This window comes from Paenibacillus sp. ATY16, assembly GCF_003399985.2.
Lineage (GTDB): Bacteria > Bacillota > Bacilli > Paenibacillales > Paenibacillaceae > Pristimantibacillus > Pristimantibacillus glycanilyticus.
Window position 1 is genome coordinate 28570 of the sequence record NZ_NMOK02000046.1, and the last position, 25521, is coordinate 54090.

Sequence of the window (25521 nt, forward strand, 5' to 3'; positions counted from 1 at the left end):
CCAGAAAGAATTATCGTTGAGCAGAAAAGGAGTAGTGGTATCTCTTTTAAGAGCGGAGCGCCCGCCTTTGCCTGAGGGAAATTTCCACTTAATAATCTAATCAGAATTTCCAGAGGGCAACAGCGGCGTAAAGAGATACCACTCTCCCGAAAATGCTCAATAACGCTAATTGTTTTCCGGCCACAGGACTGTTAATCAGTCCTCTTTTTTTCACAGGAGTGACTTTATGCCATACGAAACGACACGAATTAAGCTGCAGAAAGCGAAGGATCTCCTTCCGCGCATACGCGAAGCGATCTACCAACCCGTCTCCTCGCTGAAAGTAACCGCCTGGGTAACGAAGGAGCCGGTGCCATACGCGGAGCGGACCTCCGGAGAGCTTGTCGAGCTTACGCCCGGCGCGAAATGGGGCAACCTGTGGGATTGCGCCTGGTTCCGGTTTGAAGGGATTGTACCTGAAGTCGTTAGCGGGAAAAAAGCCGTCATGCTGATTGACGTCAACGGTGAGTTGTGCCTCGTCGATAAAGAAGGCTCGCCGATGCAGGGTCTTACCAATATCAACTCCGAATTTGATTTCAGCCTTGGCCTGCCTGGCAAACGCGTCGTTGATCTTGGTTATGAAGCCGCAGGCCAGCAGATTGATCTGTGGGCGGATGCCGGCTGTAACGACCTGTTCGGCAGATACCGCAGCGGCACCTTGAAGGAAGCCGATATCGCGATCTGTTACGAGGAAATCCGGCAGCTGTATTACGATTACGAGGTGCTTATCGAGCTTGCCGAGCATACGCCGGAGAACGGTGCGAGAAGAGAACGCTTGATTCAAAGCCTCTATGACGCGGCTCATAAGCTGCAAGTGATTGATGAAGAGACTGCTCGGCAGGCGAGAGAAATTCTGGCCAAGGAGCTTGCCAAAAAAGGCGGCGATCCCGTTGTGACGGTCAGCGCAATCGGCCATGCGCATATCGACCTTGCGTGGCTGTGGCCCATCCGCGAGACGATCCGGAAAGGCGCACGAACTTTCTCTACCGTGCTTACGAACATGGAGAAATATCCGGATTACGTATTTGGCGCAAGCCAGCCGCAGCTCTATCAATGGATGAAAGAGTATTATCCGAAGCTGTACGACCGGATTAAGGAGCGTATTCAGGAAGGGCGCTGGGAAGTACAAGGCGCGATGTGGGTGGAGCCGGATACGAATATTTCCGGCGGCGAAGCATTGGTTCGCCAGATCCTGTACGGCAAACGGTTCTTCCAGCAGGAATTCGGCCAGGAGATGAAGGTGCTGTGGCTGCCGGACGTATTTGGCTATGCGGCCAGCTTGCCTCAGCTGCTCAGAAAGTCGGGCGTCGATTATATGATGACCCAGAAACTGTCGTGGAACGTGTACAACACGCATCCGCATCACAGCTTTGAATGGGAGGGTATTGACGGAAGCAAGGTGCTGGCGCATCTTCCGCCGGAGGATACGTACAACAGCCCGGGCGCGCCAAGATCGCTCGCCAAGATTGAGAACAGCTATCTCGACCGCAACGTATCCGAGCATGCCTTGATGCTGTTCGGGATCGGCGACGGCGGCGGGGGACCGGGCGAGGAGCATCTGGAACGGCTGTCGCGCGAACATAATCTTCTTGGACTGCCGCCGGTTGTTCAAGAGTCTTCCTTGTCTTTCTTCCATAAGCTTGAGGAAGAGAGAGCGCGCTTCCAGACGTACCGCGGAGAGCTGTACCTGGAGAAGCATCAAGGTACGCTGACCTCGCAGGCCCGGAACAAATGGTATAACCGCAAGATGGAGAAATCGCTCCGCGAGCTTGAATTTGCGGCCTCCCTATTGCTTGCCATGGGAGAGAATGCGTACCCGTCCGAGGAGCTTGAAGGGATCTGGAAGGAAACGCTGCTCTATCAGTTCCATGATATTTTGCCGGGCTCTTCGATTACTCGCGTCTTTGAAGAATCGCTGGAGCGTTATGCCGCAATGCATGGCCGCACGCGGGAGCTGATTGCGCAAACCTATTCAAAAGTCGCGGAGCTCGCCGGAGCACGTGAAGGTCAGGCGCTTGTCTTTAACTCTTTGCCGTGGGAACGCGAGGAGGTTGTCGAGCATAAGGGCAGCCGTTATGCCGTGAAAGTGCCGGCAATGGGCTTTGCGTCTCTTGCGGAGGCGGAGCTTCGCCGGGAGCGGACGGAACAATCCGGGCTTCTCGCAGGCGAGCAGCTTCTTGAGAACAAGAATCTGCGCATTCGCTTTGGACAGGACGGAAGTATCGAGTCGTTGTACGACAAAGCCGCAGGCCGGGAAGCGATTATGCCTGGCCAGAAAGCCAACGTGCTGACCGTCTATCACGACAAAGGCGATGCCTGGGATTTCCCTCGGGATTACCGGGAGACGGTGGCTGGCCGCATGAAGCTTGAAGAAAGCTCCTTCTCGGTTGAGCAAGGCAAGGCGGTGCTAGAGCAGCATTACCGGTTCGGCGAATCCACGCTGGTACAGCGGATTGTGCTGGATGAAGAAGCAACAACCGTAAGGTTTGAATCCAAGGCGGATTGGAAGGAATCGGAGAAGATGCTGCGTGTCTCCTTCCCTGTTCAGGTCATGTCCGACCATGTGAACTGCGAGATTCAATTTGGTTATTTGAAGCGTCCGACAACTAGGAACACGATGATCGAATTTGTCCGCGATGAAATATGCGCGCATCAATATATCGACCTGTCGCAGCCGGACTACGGCGTTGCTCTGCTCAGCGACAGCAAATACGGCTACAGCGCGGAACGGAACGTGCTGGACATCAATCTGCTCCGCAGTCCAGGCTATCCGGATCCGGTTGCCGACCGCGCGGAACATCAATTCGTCTATGTGGTTTATCCGCATCGCGGAGACTTCATCCAAGCGGAGGTATACCGCAAAGGGTATGAGCTGAATACGCCGCTGACGGTGGCCGAGCCTTCTCGGGCGTCTTCGGCCGCAGGACGCACGGCTTCCTTTGCCTCTCTTGTTCAAGTGAATCATCCGCATGTCATGATTGAAGCGGTGAAAAAAGCCGAGGATTCGGATGATCTCATTATCCGTCTGTACGAGGTGTCCGGAACGTTTGCCGAAACATCGGTTAGTTTCGGGATTCCGGTCTCGCTCGTCGAGGAAGTGGATCTTATGGAAAATACGATCGGAGAGGCTGGGACGAAGCTGTCGTTCCAACCGTTCGAGATCAAGTCGCTTCGCGTGAAGCTCTAGTCACGGTTAGGTCAATCAGGAGGGAAGGCGTAACGGCTCCCTCCTGTTTTATTTTCGGCTAATAGGCGAATGGATAGAGGAGGATGTTGCAGTCATGATCAGAAAGAATCGGCAGGAAGAGTTAACGGGCTTTCAGGAGGGTGGACCCTACCATCCGTCCTATGATTTGCAGACAGACTTCGTTATGGTCTATGGCATCCACGGCGATTTTCAGGAACGGATCCGGACATGGAAGGAAAAGGGCTATGTGGTTCATCTTATGACGGGCGTGTCCTGGGGCGGTTATCAGGACTATCTGAACGGTAAGGTCGACGGCCGGCAACATTGGGATGAAGCGCAGAAAAACCGAAAATACGAAAATATCATTCACGGCACCTCCGTGGATATTCCTTATATGGTTCCTACGATCGCTTACGCCGATTTTCTGACCGAACGGATCCGCATCGCCGTAGACGCCGGCGTAGAAGCCATTCACTTGGAGGAGCCGGAATTCTGGGTGGAGGGCGGTTATTCGGATACGTTCAAGCGCGAATGGGAGATCTATTACCGCGAGCCTTGGCAGGCTCCGCATGCTTCGGTAGACGCGCAGTACCGCGCTTCGAAGCTGAAGGCTTACCTGTATACCCGCACGCTTGACCGGATTTGCAGTACCCTCAAGGAATATGCGATGCAGAAGTACGGCCGCCGGATCCGCTTTTACGTGCCGACGCATAGCCTTATCAACTATACGCAATGGCGGATCGTCAGCCCGGAATCGAAGCTGCTTGAGCTGCCGGGGGTAGACGGCTATATCGCGCAGGTATGGACGGGAACGGCGCAAACGCCAAATGTGTACAACGGCGTCCGCAAGGAGCGTACCTTTGAGACGGCCTATCTGGAATACGGCATTATGCAGGAGCTTGTCCGCGGCACCGACCGCAGAATGTGGTTCCTGCATGACCCGATTGCCGACGATCCGAAGCATACGTGGAAGGACTACCGCAGCAATTATATCCGCACGCTGGTCGCATCCCTGTTGCATCCGCATGTAAGCCGTTACGAAGTATGCCCTTGGCCAAGAAGGATCTATCAGGGACAGTACCCAAGAGAAGGCGGGAATGGCAAAGAGAGAATTCCGGCCGCATACGCAACGGAGCTGCAAACGGTATTAAACGTGCTTGGCACCATGGATGGGCTCGATGCGGAATGGCTGACGGACAGCTTACAGGTAGGTCTGCTGCTCGCCGATTCGGCGATGTATCAGCGTAACCATCCGGATTGGAGCGAAGAAGCTACTTCCTTCAAATACGATGGCACGGAGGTTGCGTCGGCGCTTGGCAGCGAGTTTATGGAGCTGCTAGACTGGTCGCCGTTTTACGGCCTTGCGCTGCCGCTCCTCAAGCATGGCGCAGCCGTCCGTCCGGTTCAGCTCGACAATGCGGGAAGATTCCCGGGGTATCTGGACGATTACCGCGTCCTGGTGCTCAGCTATGAATATATGAAGCCGGAATCGTCCGGTCTGCATAATGTTCTGGCGGAATGGGTGAAGGAAGGCGGCACGCTGATCTACGTCGGAGACGGCAGCGACGACTTCCATACCGTTCGCGAATGGTGGAATCAGGGCAGCAAGAAATTTGCTTCGCCAATGGAGCATTTATTCGCAAGTCTTGGTCTGGAGACGTCGCTGGCTCCGGGAGAATATGCCGTGGGCAAAGGCTGTCTGGCTTACCTGCCTCTGCATCCGTCGCAATGCGCAGTCCTGCCGGAAGCTGGCGAGCAGCTGAGACACACGGTAGCCTCCGCTATTACAAAAGTAGAGAACTCTCTTCGCTGGGAGAAAAAGAACGGCATGGCGTTGCGCAGAGGCCCTTACATTATTGCTGCCGTGCTGGATGAGTCCGTGAGCGAAGAGCCTTATAAAATTTACGGCAAGCTGGTCGATTTGCTGAATGCCAACCTCCCCGTTGTGGATGAGGTTACGGTTAACGAAGGCGAGCAAGCGCTGCTCTATGACCTGAGCAAAGCGGGGTGCGGCGTACAGCTGATCGCTGCTGCTTCCCGTATCGATCGTGTGGAAGAGAATGATGACGGCTTTAGCTTTAAGGCTTACGGTCCTGAAGGCATTCAGGCAGCCGCCAGATTCCAATGCCCGCGCAAGCCCAGAACCGTGGCTTTTAGCGCAGCAGCGACCTCCATTCGGATGCCGCTGGAGTTCAAGTGGGACGAAGGCAGCTCGACGGTGCTTTTCCGTTACGAGAATGACCCGGCCGGCGTGTCGGTAAAGGTGATTTGGTAACGGACTATTATCAAGGGGGAGGAAGACCGAGTGAAGGGCAAAGGTAAAATCATTAGCATTTCTCTGGCCGTTATCCTCGTTGCTGCCGTATCCTCGTATCTGGCATGGCCGGAGAAGAAGGAAGGGGTCAGCTGGCCAAGCAAGCAGGCTTTGCCGACGTTTCAAGCCCCGGCCGAAACACTTGATCTCATTTATACGACAGATAGCTATTACTATCAGGCCGAGAACGAAGCGTTTGGGCATGACACGGGCAAAGCGGACGGAGACGGCTGGTTGGCGGAAGCGGGAAGCGATGCTGCCGGCAAGGCAATTTTGGACGTAACGGGGCGCAAGGAAATACCGGCGGGAGAAATAAAAGCCGCGTTTAATATGCAGGTCGATAACTTTGCGGATGAGGACGGCGTTGTCGCCACGCTCGAGGTGCGGGACCAGACGGCGGATGCCGTTCTTGCTTCGATGGAAGTCCGCAACTGGGATTTCCGGCTGCCGAATGCGTCGCAAAGCTTTGAGCTTTCGTTTAACGCGCCGGGAGAAGGGCATGAGTTGGAATTCAAGGTGTTATGGACCGGCAAATCCACGATGAAGCTGTTTGATGCTGGCGTATTCTGGCCGCTCCGCAAAGACGAGAACTTATTGTTCACCTCTTTGAAAGGCGTCGTGAATCAGACGAAACCGCGCATTTATTCGTATACGGACAATGTCCGGGGCTCTACCGGTACCGCCCTGCTGGATGACTTGGGGCTGAAATATGCCGAGGTGAAGGATAACTGGCAGCTGCTGAACAAATACCGGTCCGAGCTGAAGGGGCTCATCGTCTACGATGATCAGCAGCCGGATACGATTAATCTGGCAACTACGATTGCGGGATTAAAAAACGCCATTGTCGCTCCGCCATCCCTCGTGGATAAGCTGACAAGCGCGCCGTATAATTTGCCAATCCTGGAGGACCTGCGCGGCAAATTCGGCTCCAAGCTGGAGGTATACGGTTATCTGTACGACCGCTATTGGAAGCAGACAACGCATAAAGCGATTGTTGGCCTTGACCCGGGCATCCAATCCTATCTTCGCGATTATGCAATGGGAATGGACGCCGCGGTGGTCTGGCTGAATCCGGCGGATGAGGGTGAGTCGGCGCTGCTGGATAAGTTCCTGCAGGATATGCCTTACGGGACGGGACTCTATCTCGGCTGGTGGCCGGATGAAGGGATGGGCGTCAAGAAGACGTCGGATTACGGGCTTGCGACGGTTGCCAGCGACTTCTCCTCGAACCTTAGCGTGCTCAGCGGCACCTCGAGGTCGATTGCGAAGCCGAAGGCGCCGGAGAAACCGAAGCTCGAGAATAAAGTGTATGTCTCGTTTATTTTGAGTGACGGCGACAACCTGCAGTACATGGAGCATGCCTTCTGGAACGTATGGAATACGCCGAACCGCGGAGAGGTGCCGCTTGGCTGGACGATCTCGCCGCTGATGGTCGATACGATGCCGGGCCTGCTGAATTATTTGTACAAAAACGCTACGCCTAACGATGCTTTTGTTTCCGGTCCGTCCGGCGTGGGTTACACGTACCCGAACTTCTGGGAGAAGGAAGACGGACTTGACCGCTTTATCGAGCGTACGAACGATTATATGAAGCAGGCGGGTCTAAACGTACTGACGGTGTGGAATTACGTGAAGGGCGAGATTAAGCCGGAGGTAGCCGAAAAGCTTGCCAAGCATGCCCCGTCGCTGCTCGGTTTCACTTCGCAGTTCGGTACCGGTTCCATCGGAGTCTACGGCAACTCGATGCCGGGGCAGGAGCTGAACGTCGCGTACGGCAGCGCGGAGAGTGACCTGACAAACGGCATTGCCGACGGTCTCGAGAGATGGGACGGCAAGTCGCCATCTTTTGTCTCCATACAGGCCAACCCTTGGCAGGTCAGCTATCAGAACTTTATCAACGCTATGAATCTATACAAAGATAACGCTGACGTTGTATTTGTCCGTCCGGATGTCTACTTCCAGCTGATGAGGGAGAGCAAGGGCCTTCCGGTGACGCCTTGAAAAAATCCATAGAGACAGCCATGCATCTGTTGAATGCATGGCTGTTTTTTTAGGTCTAATGCTACCCTTGCTGAAAACGCTTTCGCTTGATAGACTGAACATATCTTTCCGGGCAGGAGGAGAGGCTTACTGAAGCTATCGATTAAGACCCAGCTGATCATCAGCTTTTTCGTCGTTATGATCCCCGGCGTGCTGTTCTTCATCGGCAATAACCTATACGCCAAAAACGTCGTCCGGGACAAGGTAACCGAGACCTACCGGAATACGCTGGATATCTTCGCCGACCATACGGACCGGACGCTGAACGACATTACGAACTATTTAAACAAGCTTGGCGTCTACGATACCGACGTCGGCGTGCTCAATTCCTTCCCTCCGGGCAGCGACAACTACGTCCTGACCAAGGTTCGCATCCAGCTTAAAATCAACCGCGACATTGGCTTATACAATGTGATCGACACCATTTTTCTCTTTAACTCCAACGAACTCATCCTGAGCACCAGCTCCCAGAATCAGTACGGCATCCTCAAGAACGTCTTAAATGATAACGTCCGGCGCATCGTGGACGAGAGCACGCCGGGCCGCTGGCTGCTGTGGTACGACCGGAGAATCGAGGGCGGCAATTTTCTCGTGCAGGTAAGCGAGGTCCCTGATACCGGACTGTACGTCGGCGCGATTATCCGCATGTCGGAGATTGCCAATCAGCTGTCGATTAAATGGTCGCACGGCGATATCGGAGAAGCCGCCATCTACCGCTCGGACGGCACCCGTCTAGGCGTGCAGGGAACGGACAGCCATGTGCAATTGAATCGGACAGACCTGATCCGCGAAAACGCGCCGTACCGGTTCGTGAAAGACGGGGAGACCGGCAAACGGTACCTCATGATGAACCGGCCCAGCGAGGTGGCCGATATGACGACCAGCATCCTTATTCCCGAGAGTTATATTTTGCAAGGCCTTCCCTATTTCCAATTGCTGACGTATGCGATGGCGGTTGGAGTCATCTTCATCTTCTCCCTCTACCTCTTCTTCATAAGGCGTACGCTGTTCAAGCCGCTGCAGCAGCTGATCAGCGGCATGAAGAAAATTTCGCTCGGTATGCTCAACGTTCGGCTTCAGACGAACAACACGCTGGAGTTCGTCTTCCTCGCGAACACCTTCAACAATATGGCGGAGCAGATCAAGAGCCTTCGAATCGGGGTGTACGAGGAGCAGCTAAAGGCTCAGAAGATCGAGCTGAAGCAGCTGCAGGCGCAGATCAACCCTCATTTCTATATGAACAGCCTGAACATCATCTATAACTTCGCGGCATTGAAGGATACCGATTCGGTGAAAAAGATGGCGCTCCATCTGGGCGATTATTTCCGCTTTATCATGCGGGCCAACCGGGAGCTGATCACTCTTGAGGAGGAGCTGAAGCATATCGCGAACTATCTCGAGATCCAGAAGTTCCGTTTCCCGCACAAGCTTGGCAGCGTATTCGACATTCCGGGCCGCATGAAGGGCAGTCTGATGCCTGCCCTGTCGATCCAGCCGTTCGTGGAAAATGCGATCATCCACGGCTTCGTCAATCATCGCAAGCCTTTTGAGATCAGGATCCGCGGCGAGCTGCTCGAGGAGGAGGGGGCGTTTATGCAGATTACCGTGGAGGATAACGGCGACGGCTTTCCCGAGGAGGTGCTGCGGCGGCTGAACGAGGGACAGGGTCTCCCTTCCGCGGATTCGAGCAGGCTCGGCATTGCCAACGTCATCCAGCGGCTCAAGCTGCGGTACGACGGTGCCGCGCGTGTCGATTTCCGAAATACGGACGATGGCGGAGCGGCCGTCACGATCAGGCTGCCGGTATCGACAGAACCCGAGCTTCCGGAACCGAAAGGAGAATGACGATGTACAACCTGCTTGTAGTGGACGACGAGGATATAGCCATCCGCGGTATTGTCGAGGGGATCGATTGGTCATCCCTCCCGTTGGCGAATATTTTTACCGCATACGATGCCGAGGAGGCGCGGCAGGTGTTCAGGGCGCACCCCATTCACGTCCTGATCTCCGACATCGACATCCCGCAGGAGAACGGCATCACTCTGCTCGCCTGGGTCAACGAGACTTCGCCTCAAACGGAAACCATTTTCCTGACCGGCCACGCCAATTTCAATTTCGCTCAGCAGGCCGTCCAGCTCGGCAGCTTCGACTATCTGCTCAAGCCGGTCGATCATGACGTGCTGAAGAGCTGCGTGGAGAAAGCCGTCGAAGCGGTTCGCAGGCGCGAGCAGGAGGAGGCGTATCTCAAGACGTATGCCTACTATTTCGACCAATGGAACCGCCAGCTTCCGCTGCTCGTCGAGCGCCTGTGGCAGGACGTTCTGGGACTGCGCATCCCAGCCTCGGCGGACAAGCTAGAGCCGCTGTTCGAGCTGTACGGCATTCCGCTTGACATCGGCAAGCGCGTACAGCCGCTCCTGATCAGCGTGGAGCAGTGGACGCAGGATTGGAACGCGCGCGACGAAGAAATTATGACCTACGCGCTGAAGAACGCCGCGGCGGACATTATACTGAGAGACCGCTCCGGCCACGTTATTCAAGACGCAGGCGGCATCCTCTTCGCCCTCCTCTACGAGCCGTCGGGGGAAGACGAGAGTACACTTGAGGAGCGGTGCGCGGAATATATCCGCAAATGCTCGGAATACCTGTACGCCGTCGTCTCCTGCTACATTGGCGAGGCAGCTCCCGTCGCCTCGCTGCGGTTCGGGGCTCAGAGCCTCGGCGAGCTGGAACGCTCCAACGTCTGCCAGACCGGCCGGGTATTCCGTCTATCCGACTATAAGCGGGAGAAGAAATCCATTACCGCCCAGCCGAATTTTCAGGAATGGTCGGCGCTCATCGAGCAGGGCAAGACATGCGAGCTGAAGCGCCACATTGAGGATTTGTTCGACCGACTCCAGTTCGGTCAGGTCGACCATGCCTATATGGTCAGCTACTATTTCGGGCTTGTCCACACCGTCTTTCAGGTGCTGCAGCGGCGCTCCGTACCCGTTGAAACGGTGTATGCGGAAGAGGAATGGCACAGCGGCGAGCATGCGATGAAGTCGCTCGGAGCGATGAAGGCATGGACGATCCAGTTTGCCGCCAAAGCATCGGACTGCCTGGTTAAACAGGGAAAGGACGTGTCCAATACGATCGCCAAGGTACAGACGTACATCGAGGAGAACCTGCAGCATGACCTGAACCGGGAGGAGATCGCGAGGCATGTCTATTTGAACCCCGCCTATCTGTCGCGGCTTTTCCGCAAGGAGACGGGAAAGTCGCTTACCGACTACATGGTTGATCGGCGCATGCTAAGATCCATATCCGAGCTCAAGCTGACGAACCATAAAATCAGCGATATCGCGATATCCGTCGGATATGCGAGCTTCTCCCACTTCTCCAAGCAGTTCAAACGTTCAACGGGAATGACGCCGCAAGATTACCGCAAGAAATACCAGGATTTTCGGTAAAAATGTCACCGGAGCAATAAGGTGGTAACGACGCCGCTAGAGTGCGGTGTCTTTTTTTGTGTACGATTATAGCTATAGTCGATAGACAAGGAGGACCTAACATGGCCAATGCGGAAGCGGCCCCGCTGCAAGCGACGGGAGCCAAGACGCGGAAAGGGACGCGGAAAAGGACGCTCACCTACCTGATCCGAAACTATTGGATGTTCTATTTGATGCTGCTTCCCGGGGTGCTGCTGCTCATTTTCAACAATTATATCCCTATGCTCGGTATTGTAATCGCATTCAAGTCGGTCCGGTTCGATATCGGTATTCTGAACAGCCCCTGGGCGGGCCTTACCAACTTCAAATTTCTGTTTCAATCCAGCGATTCGTACATCATCATCCGCAACACGCTGCTGTACAATTCAGCGTTCATCGTGCTTAATCTGATTTTCCCGCTGGCTTTCGCCCTTATGTTGAACGAGATGAAGAACCGTTTCCTGTCCAAGCTGCATCAGACAATCATGTTCCTTCCGTACTTCCTCTCGATGACGGTTATCGCTTACCTGGTATACGGCTTCATGAGCGATGAGCACGGCTATCTGAACGGCACGCTTCTGCCCGCACTCGGTCTCGACTCGGTCCGCTGGTACTTCACGAAGGAGGTATGGCCGTTCGTCCTGCCGCTCATCAATACATGGAAGAGCATGGGCTACTATACGGTCGTTTACATGGCGGCGATTATCGGCATCGACGACGAATATTACGAGGCGGCGACGATCGACGGAGCAAGCAAATGGCAGCAGATGACGAGTATCACGATCCCTCTCATTATGCCGGTTATCACCATCATGACCCTGCTGCAAATCGGCCGGATATTCAACGCCGACTTCGGACTGTTCTTCCAGGTTCCGCGTGAATCCGGCACGTTGTTCCCCGTGACGAACGTCATAGACACCTACGTCTACCGTACGTTCCTCACCGTCGGCGACATCGGCCTCTCGTCTGCCGCCGGGCTGTTCCAATCCGTTGTAGGCTTCACGCTCGTTTTTCTATCCAACTGGGTCGTTCGCCGGATCAACAGCGACAACGCCTTATTCTAGGAGGGAACCGGATGGCTGCCATCTCCGACAAAAACACTGCGGGCTCGAATCCGAAAAACCGGTTGTCCGCCGCAGCTTCAAGCGGCATCAATATCTTCTTCATCCTCTATTCCGCCCTATGCGTCATCCCGCTATTGCTGCTGCTCTCCGTATCGTTCTCGGACGAGAAATCCGTCCTGACGCACGGCTACCGATTCATCCCGGAGAAGTTCAATCTGGCCGCCTATGCCTTCCTTTACAAGGACATCGGACAGATCGCGTATTCCTACGGAATCTCTATTACGGTTACGGTCGTCGGCACGGTGCTCAGCATGCTGATCATCGCGCTTTACGCCTACCCGATATCGCGCAGCCAATTTCCGCACGCCCGATTCTTCACCTTCTTCGTCTTCTTTACGATGCTCTTCTCCGGGGGGCTTGTTCCCTGGTATCTCGTTTACGTGCAGATGCTGAATCTGAAGGATACGCTCTGGGCGCTCATTATGCCGCTTCTGGTGTCTTCCTTCTGGGTTCTGATCGTAAGGACTTTTTTCAAGGAGACCATACCCGCAGCGGTATTGGAGTCGGCGAAGATCGACGGAGCCGGCGAGCTGCGGATCTTCATCCGCATCGTTCTTCCGCTATCCATGCCGGTACTGGCGACGGTGGCGCTCTTCCAGACGCTGACGTATTGGAACGACTGGTTTCTAAGCCTCGTCTTCATCACCAACGATCACAACATCTCGGTTCAATACCTGCTCTATAAAATGCTTGCGAATATTCAGTATCTCTCCAGCAATCCGACGGCTGCGGCCGAGATTGCCAGGGCGGGCGGCATGTTCAACTTTCCCAGCGAAACCGTGCGGATGGCGCTCGTCGTGGTTGGTATCGGCCCGATCGTGTTCGCCTACCCGTTCTTCCAGAAATATTTCGTCCGCGGCCTGACGGTTGGCGCGGTGAAGGGCTAATTCCTTTCCCGGCTATCGCGCCGGAACGATCTGCCTTGCATTTGGCTGTAGCCGGCAATCCGGTTAAGCATACAAATCAACTATTGGGAGGTCCATCTCTTTATGAAGCAGACGAAAAAAACAATTTCGCTGATTGGCCTGCTCCTGCTCGTTATCGCCCTCTTCATGTCCGCATGCAGCAAAAACCAGCCATCCGCTTCCGGCGGCAATGATGCGTCTGCCAGCAATGCCGGAGCCAGCATGGCGGCGAATGACGGCGGGGACGCGCCGGCCGATCTCAAGCCCTACAAGCTGAAGCTCGTGTACGAAGGGCCGCCGCAGGCGGACGAGGCGATGGTGGAGGAAGCTCTGAACAAAATTTTGACGGAGAAAATCAACGCCACCATCGACATCTCTCCGATCGACTGGGGGGCGTGGGACGACAAGGTGAACCTGATGATTGCCTCCCGCGAGCCGGTAGACATTCTATTCACGGCGCAGTGGAACGGCTATTCGAAGAATGTCGCCAAGGGCGCCTATAAGGAGCTCGGCGATCTGCTGAGCAAATACGGCCAAGGGATTACCGGCTCGCTTGATCCATCATTCCTCGAGGGCTCCAAAATCAACGGTAAAAACTATGGCATACCGACGAACAAGGAGCTCGCGTTCGCAGGCGGAGTCGTCTACCGCAAGGATATTGCCGATGAGCTGGGCCTTGACATGAGCACGGTGAAGACGGCGGAGGATCTGGACGCCATCTACAAGGTGGTGAAGGAGAAGAAGCCGGATATGACTCCTCTCTATATGCAAGGCGGGTCGTTCGGGCAACTGACCGAATTCGACTCCTTGGGCGACGGCACAATTCCCGGAGTCATCTCTAAGGAAGACAGCGACACGACGGTCAAGATGATGGAGGACTTCGATATTTACAAGCGTTATCTGAAGCTCGCCCGCGACTTCTTCCAGAAAGGCTATATCAACAAGGACGCCGCGACCACGCAGCTCTCGAGCGGCGACGCCTATAAGGGCGGCAACGTCTTCTCGACGATCGAGCCGCTCAAGCCCGGCAAGGCGGCGGAAATCGCCAATGCGGCCGGCATCGGAGGGAAGCTGGACCAAATCTATCTGACCGGCAAAACGGTCTCTACTTCCGAGACGGCGGGTGCCATGCTGGCGATCTCGACGACGTCCAAGAACCCTGAGCGGGCCATGATGTTCATTAACCTGCTTCACACCGACAAGGATATCGTCAACCTGCTGAACTTCGGCATCGAAGGCGTGCATTATACGCTCAGCGGCGACGTCATGACGCCTACCGATAAATCCGGCCAATACGCCCCCGGCGTCGCTTGGGAACTCGGCAACCAGTTCCTCAACCATGTGTGGAACACCGAGGCGCCAGACAAGTGGGAGCAGTTCAAGGCGTTTAACGAGGGAGCCAAGCCGTCGCCTGGTCTCGGTTTTGTCTTCAACAGCGATTCCGTGAAAGCGGAGGTCGGAGCGCTCGCGAACGTCATCAAGCAGTACCAGAAGGCGCTGGAGACCGGCTCGGTCGACACCGACAAGGTCTTGCCGGAATATGTCGCGGCGCTGAAATCCGCCGGCGTCGAGAAGGTCATCGCCGAGAAGCAGAAGCAGTTCGACGCCTTCCTGGCTGCGAAGGGCAAATAAGAACAGCACAAAAAGCCGTTGCTCCAGCTGCCACGGGCGGAGGAGCAACGGCTTTTTTTCCAGCGATTTCCGGTCCAATGGTTGACATCTCTTTCCAAAGAGACTATTCTTAAAACAAATGTTAGTGAGTACTAACATACAGACAGATAAGGGTGAGCCGTTTTGGATAATAAGGTAAAACTCATGCAGGCCGCGATTGATTTGATGGCGGAGAAGGGTTATAAAGGCGTATCCACCAAAGAGATTGCCGCGGTGGCAGGGGTAAGCGAAATGACGTTATTCCGGAACTTCGCCAATAAGCTGAATTTGCTCGACAAGGCCGTTGACTATTTCCATTATTCCATGGAAATGACCCGGATTTTTCAAGAAGAAGTGGTATGGGATATGCGAGCAGACCTGCTGCTTGTAAGCGAAATGTATCATGAGGTGATGGAGCGCAACCGCAAGTTGTTTCTTATCGTTCTGGCGGACAATGATTTGGCCGGCATCAGGCAGAAAGCGCAGAAGCATCCCCGGATTATGCTCGAGCTTCTGATGGATTACTTTAAGGAAATGCAAAGACGAGACAAAATGATCGACACGGATGCGGAGACGCAGGCCATCACGTTTATGTGGATGAATTACGGGGCTTTTATCTCTCGCCTGTATACGGCCGAGGCGGTTACAAAGGTTACGAGAGAGAGGTTTGCGGAATCCAGCGTTGATTTGTTCGTGCGAGCTTTAAGCCGTTAAATTCGAGGAGGATGAAGAATGGGATTTTCCGAAAAAATCGTTGGTAAAACGGCCTCGGCCGGTTTTCAGATCGGGGTTCGCAGGACCTTGCCCGTTTCCCCCGAAAAAGCTTGGGCATTCCTCACTTCGGCCGAAGGCTTGAGGTTATGGATCGGCAATGTCAAGAACTTAGCGATTGAAGCCGGCGAGACGTTTGAGAGTGCCGAAGGGATAGCGGGAGAATTGAGGATTGTTAAGCCTCGGCAGCAGCTGCGCCTGAAGTGGACTAAGCCCGGCTGGGAGAAGCCCTCGACCTTGCAAATCCGGCTCATCTCCAGCCATCCGGAGAAAACAACGGTCAGCTTCCATCAGGAAAACCTGGACCATGCGGCTACGAGGGAGCAGATGAAGCTGCATTGGGAAGATGTATTGAACGAGATGCTGCAGAAAACGAACGCAAACTAGATACTATTATCCCCAAATACAGCAGGGCCATGACGATCGATTGTCATGGCCCTGTTATTGCTGAAGCGCGTTGCTCTTGAATATCGAGCATCGGCGGCCGTCCGTACATTCGGGCGTATTCGCGGCTGAACTGGGACGGGCTTTCGTATCCAACTAGGAAGGCGGCTTCCGAAGCATGCACCGTTTCCGTCAGCATTAAGCGTCTTGCTTCCTGCAGGCGCAGCGTTTTCTGATATTGCAGTGGGCTCATCGACGTTACGCGTTTGAAATGTTTATGAAAAGCCGAGGTGCTGAGGCTTGCTTCCTTGGCCAGCTGCTCAATGACAAGCGGCTCCGCGTATTGCCGGTTAATCATCCGAATCGCTTGCGCAATGTTATGCGAATGGCTGCCAACCATAGCGAAGGAGCGTATCAGCGAGCCATGCTCGCTTTGCAGCACGCGGTACAGGATCTCGCGGACAATAAGCGGTGCGAGAACCGGAATGTCCCCCGGCGTATCCAGCAGCTGAACAAGCCTGACGGCGGCTTCGAGCAAGCCCGGAGACGTGCGGTTCATCGTTATGCCCGGTGAGGCATCAACTGGTGAGGTTGAGGCGCTGCTGCTTTCTTTTACAATATCGAGTATGACATCGGGGTCGAAGCTCAGCTTTAAGCTTAAATACGGGACCTCGGGCGAAGCCTCCACGATTTTGCTTATAATCGGCAGTTCCGCGGCAATAACGACAAAAGTCATCGGGTCGTACCGGTAAGTTTCATCTCCGAGAGTAGCCGTCTTTGCCCCTTGCGCCACAAGACAAAGGGATGGCTTATATACGGATTCAAGCGGCTCCGACAGATGGTCGGCATTCATCAATGACAGATTGGGAACAGAAGTAGGAAACGTGCCGCTTGACGGAGCATGGCGCAGGATCAAGTCCGCTAAGTGCCGCAAAGCCTGCTCCATTCGCAAGGATTCGTCCATGGCTTATGACTTCCTTTCCGAAGAGGGGATTGCTTTTATTTTAAAATAGAAATGCGCGAGTTTCACTATACTAAGCTTATCTTTCATCCGCGAAGAGAAATAGGCAAGGATTGAACGGTTCTGTTCTAACGGTATTCCCCTTGCATTCCCTATAATCAATGTTGTAGCCACGCCAATTAAATATCCGAAACATAAAGGAGCGAATGAATAATGAGTTTACAAGGAAAAGTCGCAATTGTCACCGGTGCTTCAAGAGGGATTGGACGTCAAATCGCCATTCAGCTGGGCGAAGCGGGCGCGAAAGTTGTTGTCAATTATTCCTCCAACGAAGAGAAAGCAAACGAGGTTGTTCAATTCATCGAGCAAGCGGGTGGCGAAGCTGCTGCCATCCGCGGAGATATCAGGAAGGTCGGCGATGTGGAGGGATTGTTCTCGGAGACGCTTGAACGGTTCGGACGCGTGGATATTCTCGTGAATAACGGGGGGATTATGGACCTGGCCCCGATTGCGAGCGTAACGGAGGAAATGTTCGACCGGCAGTTCATGATTAATGTAAAAGGGACGTATTTCGCCTGCCAGCAAGCGATGAAGCATATGGCAAGCGGCGGGACGATTATTAATTTCTCGACCTCCGTATCCGGCGCAATGCTTCCGACATACAGCGTTTACGCGGCAACCAAAGGAGCTGTCGAGCAGTTAACCCGTCAGCTGGCGAAGGAATTCGGGCCGAAAGATATTATTATCAACTGCATCGCACCCGGTCAAGTATCGACGGAGCTGTTCCTGAACGGCAAATCCGAGGAGCTAGTGGATTCGTTCCGCCGCATGAACGCGTTCGGGCGTCTTGGTGAGCCTAACGATATCGCCAATGCCGTGGAACTTCTCGTCAGCGATAAAGCCCGCTGGATTACCGGTCAGACGCTTCGCGTGAACGGCGGCTTCAACTAATAAAAAATCGCCAGCCTGCTGCTGTTTAGCATTCGGCTGGCGATTTTTATTTTTCCACTCGCACACCTGCTGCCCGGAATGCGGCAGCCGTGTCTTCCGGTAGGCCCTTATCGGTAAGAAGAGCCGTCAGCTCGGATAATCTCGCGAACGTACGAAGCGCGCTGTGGCCAAACTTATGATGGTCGGCAACCCCGTAGCATTCGCGGGCTGTCGTCATCAAAGCCTGCTTGAAATCGATCAAGTCGCCGGTATAGACCGACAAGCCATGCTCGAGATGTACGCCGGTAGCGGAAATAAACGCTTTATTAATGTTCAGGTTGCGCACGTAAGCGACCGCTTCCGGACCCGCAAGAACGTTGCGGACGCGGTACCCGCCGGGGACGACGAGCCGGACGTTTTCTTTTCCCGCCAGCTCGCTGATGATGTATACATCGTTGGTAATGACGGTCACCGGCAAATCGTTCAGCCGCCTTGCGATCTCAAGGGTTGTGCTGCCGCCGTCCAGCGCAATAATGTCATTGCTGGAGATAAACCTCATCGCGGTTTCCGCAATGCCGGTTTTCTCGTCGGCATGCTTCGCGAGCGGCTCCTTCACCGGAAGAATGCCGAATTGATCGCTGTTTGCCAGCACGGCGCCGCCATGAACCCGTTTTACGAGGCCTTGTTCCTCCAGCTTCGTCAGATCCTCCCGGATCGTCTTGCCCGTTACGTTCAGCCGCTCGCTGAGCTCCGCAACCGTCACTTCCTTCTGCGTCAGCAGAACCTCCATAATACTCTCGTATCGGCGTAAATGGTTCATTTCATGCTCATCCGTTCTCATTGGTATTGCCATTATTTTAAACTTAGCTTGTCGTCTCGTCCATAGTTACTGGATGTGTAGTTAGGTTCAAATACAATTTTATTAATGATTATTTCTATTAAATGAACTAAAATAAACATAAATGAACTTTTTGCGGGATAGAGAGGAGTAAACGATACTCATGAACGGACAACAGCAGCGTCAAATAGAGATCATTCAGGCGGCAGCCTTATCGGCACAGAGCTTGCCTATGCTCGCCAGCGGATTATGGTTCCATCACGATATTCGGGATAACTTCTATTATGCCTCCTACTTATTTGCGGCAGCGGTGGACGAAGAAATTCAATCCCTATTGAACAATCCGGCAGACTCGAAAAAGAAAGCGGAAGGCGTGCTTGCACGGGTCCTGCAGCTTCAGCAAAAGGATCCGGATCAGCCGCTGTATGGCCATTTTCCGCTGAATTTGAATCCTTCGCCTGAGCTTGCGAAAGCCCATGAGCTCCCGGTCGAGCTAATGGGCAGCCTAATGGTTTATTTCTATGCGCGTTATGGACAACATCTGGGTCCGGAATTGCAGGAGGCCTTCGAGCGTGCGCTCCATCGTATTTATGAAGGAGGCTTTTACAGAAAGCCGCTGCAGCTGTTTCATCACCATGAGGCCAAATATACCGCGGCCAAGATTATATTCGGACAGTTCTATGAAGACCAGGAACTGCTCGAAGACGGTACCGCTTCACTGAAGCGCACCATGGAGCGGGTATCGGCCCAAGGAATGCCGGAGTATGGGGCGTTACCATGGTTCTGGCATTGGGTTCAGGCGTTTACTTGCGCGTGGGAGCTGACGGCGGAGCCGGCGTTAAAGCAGCAGCTTGCCGGGATGCTCGATTATCTGTGGCGGGAGAGAGCGCTCTTTTACCTGAAGGGCGCTTGGGTTGGTGCCCATTCCCGGGGCTGGCCGCATGATGCGCCTGCTGACCGCAACGTCTTGCATGATTATGTGCAATTTGGAGATTTTCCGTTGGGAGATCGTATGCCTCGTACGGAGTACGCGGGCTTCCTCTGCTATCCCGCCCCGGAGGATGCTCTCCGGAGAGCGCTGGAGCGCAACCAGCCCGAGGTGATCACAAAACAAATGATCAAAATTGATACCGGGGAAGAAATTCCGCTTCATTCGTATGCATATGTGACGAAGGACTATGCGGCCGGCGGCATTTGGGAGCGGGTAAAAGAGTTTGATAACGAGCAAATCCGGTGGATGGTCTCGTTCCCGGTTACGGAAGAGACTGGCGTCAATCAGCTGTACTTCTTCCATCCGGGGGAGGGCTGGAGAGAAGGGGATCCGCGGCATCAAAGCGAGTACGCGGAGGTGCTGTACGACAAAAACCGGATACTGACGTTGTTCCCTGTCCCGGAGCATGCCGAGCAGCAAGAGATTATCGGCGTTCTTCCGAAAGGGACTTGGATTAGGCGGGCAGCGGGCCTGTATGGTCAGGTGCAAAACGCTTTTGTTTCTATTCTGCTGCATGGGCATTATACCTTCGAGGAGCTTGAGGACTATAATTTGGTTCGTTTGCAAGGAAAGCCTGCCGCGGCAGCGGTGGAAATATTGGGGCGGGATGAAGCGGAAAAGCTTGCAATCGACAGCCTGGCTGCATTTGCCGAGCGGATGGGCGGGGTAGAATTCACCTTGCAGCAAGCATCAAGACTTGGCGGCAAGCTAATCTATACCGGCATCAGCCATCAGGATCTGCTTGAGCTGATTGTCGCAAGTCCGGGGCAATCGGTCGCGAGAATAACGGGGAAGAGATGAATTATTTCCGTTATTAAATACAAGAGGTGAATGAAGGTCCCTGACGGAGCTTCATTCACCTCTTTTTTGGATCAGCTGGCTAGCCCAACGGTAACACTCCTCAAGCTGTTCATCGGATGCATGCTCCGTGCGATGCTCGAACATGATTTTTACATCCGAATTCTTACTGGAAATTATCCGCAAATACCGTTCAATGGGAGCCCAGCCTTCGCTTGGCTGCTGACCGGGAAGGACGGGAATCCGGCTCTGCCTTATTTGTCCGTCAACAATCTGCACATTGGACAAATGAACGGTTGCGGCATACCTGGCGTATCGTCGAAGAATGGTCTCGGCATGGAAACAAGGATCAATCCGGTCCTGGATGTACAGCCTTGCGGTATCGAGACAAAGCTTGATGCTGCTATATTCCTCCAGCTTGCGCTGCAAATAGTCGTCCTCATAGACATAGCGGTTCAGGGCATCAAATTCCAAGACAGGCGTAAATCCGTATCTGGCGCCCATAAGGGACAACCATTCAAATAAAGCATCGCTGTACGTCCGAAATTCATCTAAGGAATATTCGCTTTCGAATTCGTATTCCATGCGGCTATCGAATCGCCAGTTAGACCAATCCGCGCGGTCATCCAGAATTACGGGCTTTGGATAATGAAAAAGCACATAGTCCGGCTGCATTCGCGAATGGATGTAAGCAAGCTCTTGCTCCGCTATGGAGTAGGCATCCGATCTTACGTTATCCTCCTTGGCGATAACGAGTGGATCCCTAAGCGGGGAAATCCCCGCCCGCAACGGGAAATGAATGCCGATCCGAAAGCCTGCAATATGTGATTCCCGGATCAAATTCTCAATATCCTGCTCGCTCCGGAATAGACAAGCTTCAATGCCGTAAAAATCGTGTTTATAATCCCTGTTATATTTGTTGTAGTCGAAATGTCCATACTGTCCGATAAGGAAATGATGATTCATGAGTGTGATTGTCCCTTATCTGCCGAAACCCAGTATGAGAAGGAGGAGCGACAAAAGCATCTCCAGAAATGAAGGTTTGTATGACATCCTGGAACATCCTTTCTATTTGTTTCTGGAAGTATTCTCCATTATAAAGCCTAGATCCTTTTGCACAGTAAAAAAGGCTGACCCGATGGTCAGCCATTAACTTCTTATTTTTGCGCCGCAAGCTCGGCGAGTCGCTCCATAACCTGCCGGTTATATAGTCCGCCATGGTAACAGACGATGGTCTGAATATCAAAATCCAGCAGTCCGGCGATGGAAGCATGGGCAGTTAACGGGTCTAATGTGGTAGCGGGATCAGCTCCATATAGCTCCCCGTCTCTCACCATCAGGGCATCTCCGGCAATCAGCGTACGGGAAGGCTTGTGGTAAAGACTGATATGTCCCGGCGTATGGCCCGGGGTATCAATGACGGTAATTCCTCCGCCTAGCGGAAGAAGCTCGCCGCCACTTACTTCCCGGTCAACATTGGCCTTGGGCGGATTCAGCATCATCCGTTTTAGACCGTTGCGGAACGATTCGGGCACGGACTCCGGCATCCTGTCGATGCTTGCAATAGCTTCATCCGTGAAACGGATAAGCCTTTTGTCGCCTTGGATGTACGGTTTCTCGAGCGGGTGCGCCCATACTTCGATTCCTGCACCGGAGGCTAATTCCGGCAAATTCCCGATATGATCGATATCTTGATGGGTAAGAATAATATGAGTAAGCCTGTCTGGACTGCCGCCCGCGGCTTCAATCGCGGCTTGGAGCTGGGAAAGCTGGGCGGGATAACCCGTATCCAGCAAAATTTGATGCTGATCGTCCCGGATAAGAACCGGATGAACGGTATCGATTGTGCCCATCACAGGGGCGCTTATGGACAGTATGGCAAGTTGGGCTTGCATAAAGGTCACACTCCTCGTACAAAATGAAGGGGACCCGGCCGAGGTCATGTGACTATATTACAGACTCTCGGGAAATGTGTAAATAACAAAATTATATATTATATCATATAAAAATATTTTTGTCAATGATCTAATTTTGGTTACGTGGGATGGGCTTAAAGTAGCCTGCCGTTAGAGTAAGCGACTTGACTTTTCATTTTGTTGTAACTACAATTGTTACAACGACCTGTCAATCAGATCCGGCCAGCGGAGTGTTGTTTCGAGCCTAAGTGCGACTTTGTACGTTTGTTCCAACCATTGAAAATTTAATTCAAGGAACAAACTACATGGAGCAATCAACCGAAACAACGCGGAGCGTCCTTGACTTCTACCCCAGTTGTAACTACAATTGTCACAACAATTATGCCGTTGTGTTTCGGTTATGTCTCGGCTTTATGCTTGGTTTAGTGCTCGCTCTTGTGTTGGGTCTTATGCACTTAAACGGCCAGCGGAGGTTGTTTCGAGCCTAAGTGCGACTTTGTACGTTTTGTTCCAACCATTGAAAGTTTAATTCGAGGAACAAACTACATGGAGCAATCAACCGAAACAACCGTAGCCCAATCAACCGAAACATTCGGAGCGTGGAGGTGACAATCATGAAAATCAGCAGCCGCTTCTCCATAGCGGTCCATATTTTATCGCTGCTGGAGATTTCCAAGGACGCTCATAACACTTCCGAATGGATTGCCGGCAGCGTCAACACGAACCCGGTTATTATCCGCCGGCTGTTGGGACAGTTGAAAAAGGCTGGCCTCGTTCAAGTCCGGGCCGGAACAGGCGGTGCGTATCTGACCAAGGAAATGAGCGAGATTACCTTGCTGGATATTTTCCGGGCGGTAGATGTCGTCGAGGAGGGACAGCTTTTTCATATTCACGAAGGGCCGAATCCCGACTGTCCGGTTGGAGCAAGCATTCAGGTTGTGCTGGAGCTCGTGCTGAAGAAGTCGCAGGATGCGATGGAGAGTGTTCTCGCGCAGATCACGCTGGAGGAACTGGTCGCGGATCTGATCAGGACGAATCAGAACAAATAATTTATTTCTTATCAGGAGGTTATTCATATGAAAATTGCAGTTGTAGGTGCTACAGGCAAAGCAGGTCAGTTTATTGTGAAAGAGGCGCTTAGCCGCGGACATGAAGTTACGGCGGTTGTTCGGAACCGTGCCAAGGTAACGGAGGAAGGCGTTCAAGTGATCGAGAAGGAAGTTTTCGATCTGACAACAGCCGACCTGCAAGGCTTTGACGTCGTCGTGAACGCTTTTGGCGCTCCGCTTGGCCAGGAACATCTGCATGTAACAGCCGGCAAAGCTTTGATCGATGCCTTGTCCGGAACGGATACGCGCTTGATCGTAATTGGCGGAGCAGGCAGCTTGTACGTGGACGAAGCCAAGACGGTTCAGCTCTTTAACACGCCTGATTTCCCCGAGATGTTCCTCGCTACGGCGAAGAACCAAGGTCAAAACCTCGAGGATCTGAAGCAATCGGCAGGTCTGAAATGGACCTTTGTCAGCCCATCCGCTTTCTTTGATCCGGCAGGAGCGCGTACGGGTTCCTATACGTCAGGCAAAGACCATCTGCTTGTGAATTCGAAAGGCCACAGCTATGTCAGCTACGCGGATTTTGCGATCGCCATTGTGGATGAAGCCGAGAATGCCGCGCATGTAAACGAACGTTTTACCGTGTCTTCCGAAAACTAAGCAAACAGAAGAGGCTGCTCCCGCGAAGGGGCAGCCTCTTCCTGCCTATAGACGCGTTCGCTCATCGTCGAGAGGTCTCGATAGAGGCTTTCTCATAGCAGGGCACCGCGTTTTTTTAGATGACGGTACAGCGCGATGGACATAACCGAGCACAACAGGGCGCATGTCCCGATGAAAATATAACCCGCTTGCAGGCCGGCAATGAGACCCGCCTTCGGATGAGCCTCTTCCGCAAAGCCGTCCTTGAACAGCTCGATAATAAGCCCGATCAGATAGTTCCCCGCAACCGTCGCAATCCCCATCAAAGTCACAGTAAATGTAATAGCCGTATCGCTTTCCTTTGAATAACGTCTGGCAATCAAGGCCATAACCGTCGGATAGATCGGCGCGATGCCGATGCCGGCTGCCGCAAAGAGGAAGGCCCCAGGCTCCCCAAGAATAACAGCCGCAATCGAGCAAAGACCGGAGAAGGCCGACAGCACAATGAGCGACATCGTATAACCGATTTTATCGGTGACCGGACCTAACACAAGTCTCGCAAATGTAAAACAGAGGAAAAAGGCGGACAGCATAGCCGCGGACGTATCGCTGCTCCAGTCATAGGCCTTCTCCAGAAAGTTGACGAGCCAGCTCCCGATTGACATCTCGGAGACAACGCCAAGGGAGAGAACGCCTACAAGCAGCCACGCCGCTTTATCCCGTACATATTCCCGCAGAGACAGACGCTCTCCTTGCTTCTCTTCCTGCTTCGGCGCTTTGGCGAAGATGGTAGGAATCATCGGCAGCAAAGTCAGCGAAAGCATCAAACAGTACATGCCCCGCCAGCCAAGCTCGGAGCTTGCTCCGAGCAGATGAATTCCCATCAGATTAGCGGCCAGAAGAGGGGCGACAATCGAGCTGAGCCCATAGAAGAAATGAGCCAGATTCATCATCGTGCCGGTATTCCGGGTGAAGATCTGCGCGGCCAGAATCGCAAGGGCGATCTCTAGAAGTCCGTTGCCGATATACATAAAGAAGTAGGACAATACCATCGTGGAATAGCTGATAGAGAAGTACAGGCAGAAGCCGGATACGACCATCGAGCCAAAGGCGATAAGGGTCGTCAGCTTGATGCCGATTTTTTTGACCAGCCACCCCGTAAAGCTGCAAGCGATTAGATAGCCGAGAGAATTAAGGGCAAGCAGCATGCCGATCTGCGCTTCATTCAGCGAGAAATCGGCCTGCATGCGCGGGATGGCGGGACCTTTTATATTTTCCGAAAAGCCAAATATGAGAAAGCCGCCAAATACAACGGCCAAGAGCAGCGTATAGTTGCTGAACAAGGACCGTTTTGACCGTGCTTCTAGTTCGGTTTGCATGTTATCCTCCTGTTTGGCGTCTATTTGAGTCTATGAACAATCTATGAAGTCCGTCTATTAATGTACCATTGATAGGGCCTGGGGGAAATATTTTCAGGAAGGAAATCGGGAGAAAAAAGCGAATATATGTACG

Annotated in this window: 19 protein-coding genes; 14 read left to right on the forward strand and 5 right to left on the reverse strand. The window is 53.4% G+C overall.

Going from position 1 to position 25521, the window contains the following annotated elements; genetic code table 11:
- Nucleotides 1-226: 226 nt before the first annotated feature.
- From CFI03_RS24385 to CFI03_RS24430, 10 genes are all read left to right on the forward strand, one after another.
- Complete coding sequence (locus CFI03_RS24385; protein ID WP_116394293.1) at nucleotides 227-3226, forward strand: alpha-mannosidase; 3000 nt, start codon at nucleotides 227-229, stop codon at nucleotides 3224-3226.
- Between the two features lie 94 nt (nucleotides 3227-3320).
- Nucleotides 3321-5501: a hypothetical protein gene (locus CFI03_RS24390; protein WP_205411934.1), complete on the forward strand. Its 2181-nt coding sequence runs from the start codon at nucleotides 3321-3323 to the stop codon at nucleotides 5499-5501.
- Nucleotides 5502-5531: 30 nt separating this feature from the next.
- Nucleotides 5532-7541, forward strand: coding sequence for a GxGYxYP domain-containing protein (locus tag CFI03_RS24395; protein WP_116394294.1), 2010 nt, complete (start codon nucleotides 5532-5534; stop codon nucleotides 7539-7541).
- A 177-nt stretch (nucleotides 7542-7718) separates the two neighbouring features.
- Nucleotides 7719-9425 carry a sensor histidine kinase gene (locus tag CFI03_RS24400; protein WP_116394295.1) on the forward strand — a complete coding sequence of 569 codons (1707 nt, stop codon included), beginning with the start codon at nucleotides 7719-7721 and terminating at the stop codon, nucleotides 9423-9425.
- Between the two features lie 2 nt (nucleotides 9426-9427).
- Nucleotides 9428-11032 carry a response regulator transcription factor gene (locus tag CFI03_RS24405; protein WP_116394296.1) on the forward strand — a complete coding sequence of 535 codons (1605 nt, stop codon included), beginning with the start codon at nucleotides 9428-9430 and terminating at the stop codon, nucleotides 11030-11032.
- 101 nt (nucleotides 11033-11133) lie between these two features.
- A complete protein-coding gene (locus CFI03_RS24410; RefSeq protein ID WP_116394297.1) occupies nucleotides 11134-12114 on the forward strand; it encodes an ABC transporter permease in 981 nt (326 codons plus the stop codon).
- A gap of 11 nt (nucleotides 12115-12125) precedes the next feature.
- Nucleotides 12126-13061 (forward strand): carbohydrate ABC transporter permease, encoded by a 936-nt coding sequence (locus tag CFI03_RS24415; RefSeq protein ID WP_116394298.1) that lies wholly within the window; start codon nucleotides 12126-12128, stop codon nucleotides 13059-13061.
- 333 nt (nucleotides 13062-13394) lie between these two features.
- On the forward strand, nucleotides 13395-14711 hold the full coding sequence (locus tag CFI03_RS24420) for an ABC transporter substrate-binding protein (protein ID WP_248760568.1): 1317 nt from the start codon (nucleotides 13395-13397) through the stop codon (nucleotides 14709-14711).
- 183 nt (nucleotides 14712-14894) lie between these two features.
- Complete coding sequence (locus CFI03_RS24425) at nucleotides 14895-15443, forward strand: TetR/AcrR family transcriptional regulator (RefSeq protein ID WP_116394424.1); 549 nt, start codon at nucleotides 14895-14897, stop codon at nucleotides 15441-15443.
- 18 nt (nucleotides 15444-15461) lie between these two features.
- Complete coding sequence (locus CFI03_RS24430; RefSeq protein WP_116394300.1) at nucleotides 15462-15887, forward strand: SRPBCC domain-containing protein; 426 nt, start codon at nucleotides 15462-15464, stop codon at nucleotides 15885-15887.
- 43 nt (nucleotides 15888-15930) lie between these two features.
- Here the strand turns inward: CFI03_RS24430 and CFI03_RS24435 are convergent, their stop codons facing one another.
- Nucleotides 15931-16848 carry an AraC family transcriptional regulator gene (locus tag CFI03_RS24435; protein WP_116394301.1) on the reverse strand — a complete coding sequence of 306 codons (918 nt, stop codon included), beginning with the start codon at nucleotides 16846-16848 and terminating at the stop codon, nucleotides 15931-15933.
- A gap of 210 nt (nucleotides 16849-17058) precedes the next feature.
- Here CFI03_RS24435 and CFI03_RS24440 point away from each other — a divergent pair, with 210 nt between their 5' ends.
- Nucleotides 17059-17796, forward strand: coding sequence for an SDR family oxidoreductase (locus CFI03_RS24440; RefSeq protein WP_116394302.1), 738 nt, complete (start codon nucleotides 17059-17061; stop codon nucleotides 17794-17796).
- Nucleotides 17797-17842: 46 nt separating this feature from the next.
- Here CFI03_RS24440 and CFI03_RS24445 read toward each other — a convergent pair whose 3' ends face one another.
- Nucleotides 17843-18595, reverse strand: coding sequence for a DeoR/GlpR family DNA-binding transcription regulator (locus CFI03_RS24445; protein WP_116394303.1), 753 nt, complete (start codon nucleotides 18593-18595; stop codon nucleotides 17843-17845).
- 181 nt (nucleotides 18596-18776) lie between these two features.
- Between CFI03_RS24445 and CFI03_RS24450 the strand changes: the two genes are divergently transcribed.
- The gene (locus CFI03_RS24450; protein ID WP_116394304.1) at nucleotides 18777-20405 is read left to right on the forward strand and encodes a hypothetical protein; all 1629 of its coding nucleotides are present in this window, start codon (nucleotides 18777-18779) and stop codon (nucleotides 20403-20405) included.
- Between the two features lie 51 nt (nucleotides 20406-20456).
- On the opposite strand, the gene CFI03_RS24455 is transcribed toward CFI03_RS24450, so the two are convergent.
- Both CFI03_RS24455 and CFI03_RS24460 read right to left on the reverse strand, forming a co-directional pair.
- On the reverse strand, nucleotides 20457-21368 hold the full coding sequence (locus tag CFI03_RS24455; protein WP_116394305.1) for a sugar phosphate isomerase/epimerase: 912 nt from the start codon (nucleotides 21366-21368) through the stop codon (nucleotides 20457-20459).
- A gap of 191 nt (nucleotides 21369-21559) precedes the next feature.
- Complete coding sequence (locus tag CFI03_RS24460; RefSeq protein WP_116394307.1) at nucleotides 21560-22297, reverse strand: MBL fold metallo-hydrolase; 738 nt, start codon at nucleotides 22295-22297, stop codon at nucleotides 21560-21562.
- Between the two features lie 635 nt (nucleotides 22298-22932).
- On the opposite strand from CFI03_RS24460, the gene CFI03_RS24465 reads away from it, so the two are divergent.
- Nucleotides 22933-23367, forward strand: a complete 435-nt coding sequence (locus CFI03_RS24465) for an Rrf2 family transcriptional regulator (RefSeq protein ID WP_116394308.1) — start codon at nucleotides 22933-22935, stop codon at nucleotides 23365-23367.
- 27 nt (nucleotides 23368-23394) lie between these two features.
- Nucleotides 23395-24030 (forward strand): NAD(P)-dependent oxidoreductase, encoded by a 636-nt coding sequence (locus tag CFI03_RS24470; RefSeq protein WP_116394309.1) that lies wholly within the window; start codon nucleotides 23395-23397, stop codon nucleotides 24028-24030.
- 92 nt (nucleotides 24031-24122) lie between these two features.
- On the opposite strand, the gene CFI03_RS24475 is transcribed toward CFI03_RS24470, so the two are convergent.
- A complete protein-coding gene (locus CFI03_RS24475) occupies nucleotides 24123-25388 on the reverse strand; it encodes an MFS transporter (RefSeq protein ID WP_116394310.1) in 1266 nt (421 codons plus the stop codon).
- Nucleotides 25389-25521: the final 133 nt, after the last annotated feature.